General features: G+C 74.5%; 3 protein-coding genes and 2 pseudogenes. 1 reads left to right on the forward strand and 4 read right to left on the reverse strand.

All coding sequences use genetic code 11. The features are described 5' to 3' along the window. Positions 1-255: pseudogene (locus tag L1885_RS24405) on the forward strand (xylulokinase); the annotation flags it as partial. Between the two features lie 68 nt (positions 256-323). Here the strand turns inward: L1885_RS24405 and L1885_RS24410 are convergent. The 4 genes and pseudogenes from L1885_RS24410 to L1885_RS24425 all read right to left on the reverse strand — a co-directional run. Then, positions 324-1,238, reverse strand: coding sequence for a LysR family transcriptional regulator (locus tag L1885_RS24410; protein WP_235799325.1), 915 nt, complete (start codon positions 1,236-1,238; stop codon positions 324-326). Between the two features lie 173 nt (positions 1,239-1,411). Continuing rightward, a complete protein-coding gene (locus tag L1885_RS24415) occupies positions 1,412-2,599 on the reverse strand; it encodes a glycine C-acetyltransferase (protein ID WP_235799326.1) in 1,188 nt (395 codons plus the stop codon). A gap of 59 nt (positions 2,600-2,658) precedes the next feature. Beyond that, positions 2,659-3,687 (reverse strand): L-threonine 3-dehydrogenase, encoded by a 1,029-nt coding sequence (gene tdh, locus L1885_RS24420; RefSeq protein WP_235799327.1) that lies wholly within the window; start codon positions 3,685-3,687, stop codon positions 2,659-2,661. A 112-nt stretch (positions 3,688-3,799) separates the two neighbouring features. Continuing rightward, positions 3,800-4,403, reverse strand: a pseudogene (locus tag L1885_RS24425) (hypothetical protein); the annotation flags it as partial.

Here is a 4,403-nt window from a genome sequence, read left to right on the forward strand (position 1 = left end):
CAGGGCCGGATGTGGACGTCGACCGTGCGCAGGCTCTCGGGCCGCCCGGTCGTCGTGCCCGCGAGCGGCGAACTGGTCGCGCTCGGCGCGGCGGCGCTGGCTGCCGGCGCGGCGGACGGCGAGGACGCGGTCGCCGTGGCGACGCGCTGGGAGACGGGCGCCGGGGTGGAGCTGGAGGCGGTGGAGCGCGACACCGAGACCTGGGAGCGGATCGCCTCCGTCCTGGACCGGGCGGCGCCGGGCCTGCTCGCCTGACCCACCGGCCGGGATCCTTGCGGGCGCCGGACGGGCGGCGGTGCCGGGCCCCTCGCGGGCGCGGCCCGTCAGCCCGTCGTCAGTCCCCCCGCCGCGTCGGACAGCGCCGCCAGCACCGGGGCGATCAGCGGATGGGCCTCGGCGCCGGTGCGCACGGCCGCGAAGACGCGCCGGGTGGCGCGCGGACCCGCGACCGGGCGCACCACCGTGCCCTTGAGTTCCATGCCCCGCAGCGCCGAGCGCGGCACGAGGGCCACTCCGGCGCCCGCGCCCGCGAGGGCCACGACGGCGCGGAAGTCGTCGGAGGCGTGCACCAGGCGTGGCTCGAACCCGGCCTGTTCGCAGGCGAGTTGCGTCACCTCGTAGCAGGGGTTGCCCGGGTACTGACCGATCCAGTCGGCGTCCGCGAGCGAGGCGAGAGCCACCTCGGGCCGCGCGGCGAGCGCGTGGTCGTCCGGCAGGACGGCGTCGAACGGCTCCGCGTACAGCGGGACCCGTGACAGGCGTACGTCGTCCTCCTTGGGCGCGCCCCGGTACTCGACGGCGACCGCCACGTCGGCCGCGCCGTCCAGCACCATGGGCAGGCTCTCGTCGCCCTCCGCGTCCCGTACCCGGGCCCGGATGCCCGGGTGCCGGGCGGCCAGGGTGCGCAGGGCCGGGGCCAGTACCTCGGCGATGCCGGTGGCGAACGAGGCGACCGTCACCTCGCCCGCCGCGCCGCCCGCGTACGCCGCGAGCTCGGCCTCGGCCCGCTCCAGCTGGGCGAGGACCGCGTGGGTGTGGGCGAGCAGGATCTCCCCGGCCGCCGTCAGCCGGACGCCGCGTCCGCTGCGGGTCAGCAGCGCGTGCCCCGTTTCGGCCTCCAGCGCGGCGAGCTGCTGGGAGACGGCGGACGGCGTGAGGTAGAGCGCCGCGGCCGCGGCGGTCACCGTGCGGTGGTCCGCCACGGCCCGCAGGACGCGCAGGCGTTTCGGGTCGATCACCCGTCCATTGTCGGCCATGGCGCCGCGCCGGTGTGCGGGCGGCGGGACGGCCCGAGCAGGGGCGGGGCGCCACGGCCGCGCCCCCGCCCGGTGTGCGAGCGGGTCCGGCCCGCGGCACCTGCCCGCCGCGTGCCCGCCCGGGGCCGGCGCCGCCCAGGCGCCGCCGGTGTCCCTCAGCCCTTCAGCGCGGTCCTGGCGTCGACGAACGCCGCCACCGCCCGCTCGATGTCCTGCGGAGAGTGCGCCGCCGACAGCTGCACGCGGATGCGGGCCCGGTCCATCGGCACCACCGGGTACGAGAAGCCGATCACGTACACGCCGCGCTCCAGCAGCAGCTCGGCCATCCGGCCCGCCTCGCCCGCGTCACCGATCATCACCGGGGCGATGGGGTGGTCGCCGGGGAGGATGTCGAAGCCCTCCTCGGCCATCCGGCGGCGGAAGAGCGCGGTGTTCGCCTTGAGCGTCTCGCGCAGCTCGCCCGCGCTCTCCAGCAGGTCGAGGACCGTCAGCGAGGCGGCGGCGATCGTCGGCGCGAGGGAGTTGGAGAACAGGTACGGGCGGGAGCGCTGGCGCAGCAGCGCCACGATCTCGGCCCGCGCCGCGACGTAGCCGCCGGATGCGCCGCCCAGTGCCTTGCCGAGGGTGCCGGTGATGATGTCGATCCGGTCCATCACGCCGTGCAGTTCGGGCGTGCCGCGCCCGCCCTCGCCGACGAAGCCCACCGCGTGGGAGTCGTCCACCATGACCATCGCGTCGTAGCGCTCCGCGAGATCGCAGATCTCCGGCAGCGGGGCGACGTAGCCGTCCATGGAGAACACGCCGTCGGTGACGATCAGGCGGCGGCGCGCGTCGCCCGCCTCCTTGAGGCGCTCCTCCAGCTCGGCCATGTCGCGGTTCGCGTAGCGGTAGCGGCGGGCCTTCGACAGGCGGATGCCGTCGATGATGCTGGCGTGGTTGAGCGCGTCGGAGATGACGGCGTCCTGCCCGTCGAGGAGCGTCTCGAAGACACCGCCGTTCGCGTCGAAGCAGGACGAGTAGAGGATCGTGTCCTCCTGCCCGAGGAAGGCCGAAAGGCGCGCTTCGAGCTCCTTGTGGATCTCCTGCGTGCCGCAGATGAAGCGCACGGACGCCATGCCGTAGCCCCAGCGGTCCAGCGCGCCCTTCGCGGCGGCGAGCACGTCGGGGTGGTCGGCGAGGCCGAGGTAGTTGTTGGCGCAGAAGTTGAGGACCTCGGCGCCGCCGGGCCCGACTCCGACGGACGCGCTCTGCGGGGTGCTGATCACCCGCTCCGGCTTGAAGAGTCCGGCCTCGCGGATCTCGTCGAGGGTGGCACGCAGGTCGTCCCGTACAGACGCGAACATGTGTGATGAGCTCCCGGATTCGTGTGCGGGTTCGGTTGTCGGTGGTCCCGGTCGGGGTGTCAGTGGTCCCAGTTGAGGATGATCTTGCCGCTGCGCGCGGTCGCGGCCTCGTCGAAGGCCGCGTCGAAGTCCTCGTACCCGTAGCTTCCGGTGATCACGGGGCTCAGGTCGAGGCCGCCCTCGATGAGCACCTGCATGCCGTACCAGGTCTCGAACATCTCCCGGCCGTAGATGCCCTTGATCGTGATCATGTTCTGCACGATCTTCGACCAGTCGACGGCGAACTCGCCCGCGGGCAGGCCGAGCATGGCGATGCGGCCGCCGTGCGTCATGTTGTCCAGCATGTCCCGCACGGCCTCGGGCCGGCCGGACATCTCCAGGCCGATGTCGAAGCCCTCCTTGAGGCCGAGGCGCTCCTGCGCGTCCGCGATGGTGCCCCGGGAGACGTCGAGGGCGAGCGTCACGCCGACCTTGCGCGCGAGGTCGAGGCGCTCCGGGCTGACGTCGGTGATGACGACGTTGCGCGCGCCGGCGTGCTTGACGACGGCGGCGGCCATGATGCCGATGGGGCCCGCGCCGGTGATCAGCACGTCCTCGTTGAGGGCGGGGAAGCTGAGCGCGGTGTGCACGGCGTTGCCGAACGGGTCGAAGACGGCGGCGACGTCCAGGTCGACCTTCGTGCGGTGGACCCACACGTTGGACGCGGGCAGCACCACGTACTCGGCGAACGCCCCGTCGCGGCCCACGCCGAGACCGACGGTGTTGCGGCACAGGTGGCGGCGGCCGGCGAGGCAGTTGCGGCACTTTCCGCAGACCAGGTGGCCCTCGCCGCTGACGAGGTCGCCCACCGCGATGTCCGGGACGCCGCCGCCGACGGCGGCGACCTCGCCGACGAACTCGTGGCCGATGACCAGCGGCGTCGAGATGGCCTGCCGGGCCCACCCGTCCCAGGATCTGATGTGCAGGTCGGTTCCGCAGATGCCGGTGCGCAGGACCTTGATCAGCACCTCGCCGGGGCCGTACTCGGGCTCCGGTACGTCAAGGAGCCACAGCCCCGGTTCGGCATGCTGCTTGACGAGTGCCTTCATCGGCGGGGCTCCCGGGCGTGACGAGTGCGGACGATCGTGTTCCGCTCCAATCTCGCCGCACCCGGGCTCCCCCGTCCATCGAGGATTTCTTAACCGGCCCCACAGAGGATCTTCACGCGCGCCCCGCCCGGCGCTTCGTCGGCTGCGCCGGGACGCCCGGCAGCCCCCCGGCCGCGACCGGCGCCGTCCTCGGCTCCGGGGCGTTCGCCCTGCTCGGCCGCCGTGCGGGGTCGGCCGCGCGGGTCAGCAGGACGACGCCGCGCGCGGCGAGGACCGCGCCGGCGGCGGCTGCCGCGATGCCGAACGGACCGCCCTGGAGCCGTTCGCCCAGCAGGATGAGCCCGACCGCGGAGGCCGCCACCGGGTTGGCGAGGGTCAGCAGTGCGAGCGGGGCGCCGAGCCCGCCCCGGTAGGACACCTGCGCCAGCAGCAGGCCGCCGCAGGCGAAGGCGGCGACGAACACCACCACGATCGCGATGCCCCACACGGGCAGCCCGCCGACGCCGTGTCCGGTGAGCGTGACGGTGACGGTCTGCGTGAGCGCGGAGGCGACGCCGGACGCGACGCCCGAGGCCGTCGCGTGCCGCAGCCCGGGCCTCGACCCCGGCAGCGAGAACACGAGCAGGGCCGCCGCGGCCGCGGCCGTGCCGGAGACACCGAGGGCCTCGGGCAGCGAGAGCGCCCGCGCGGGCGCGCTGCCCGCCGCGGCCAGCAGG

This window comes from Streptomyces fuscigenes, from assembly GCF_021556455.1.
Lineage (GTDB): Bacteria > Actinomycetota > Actinomycetes > Streptomycetales > Streptomycetaceae > Streptomyces > Streptomyces fuscigenes.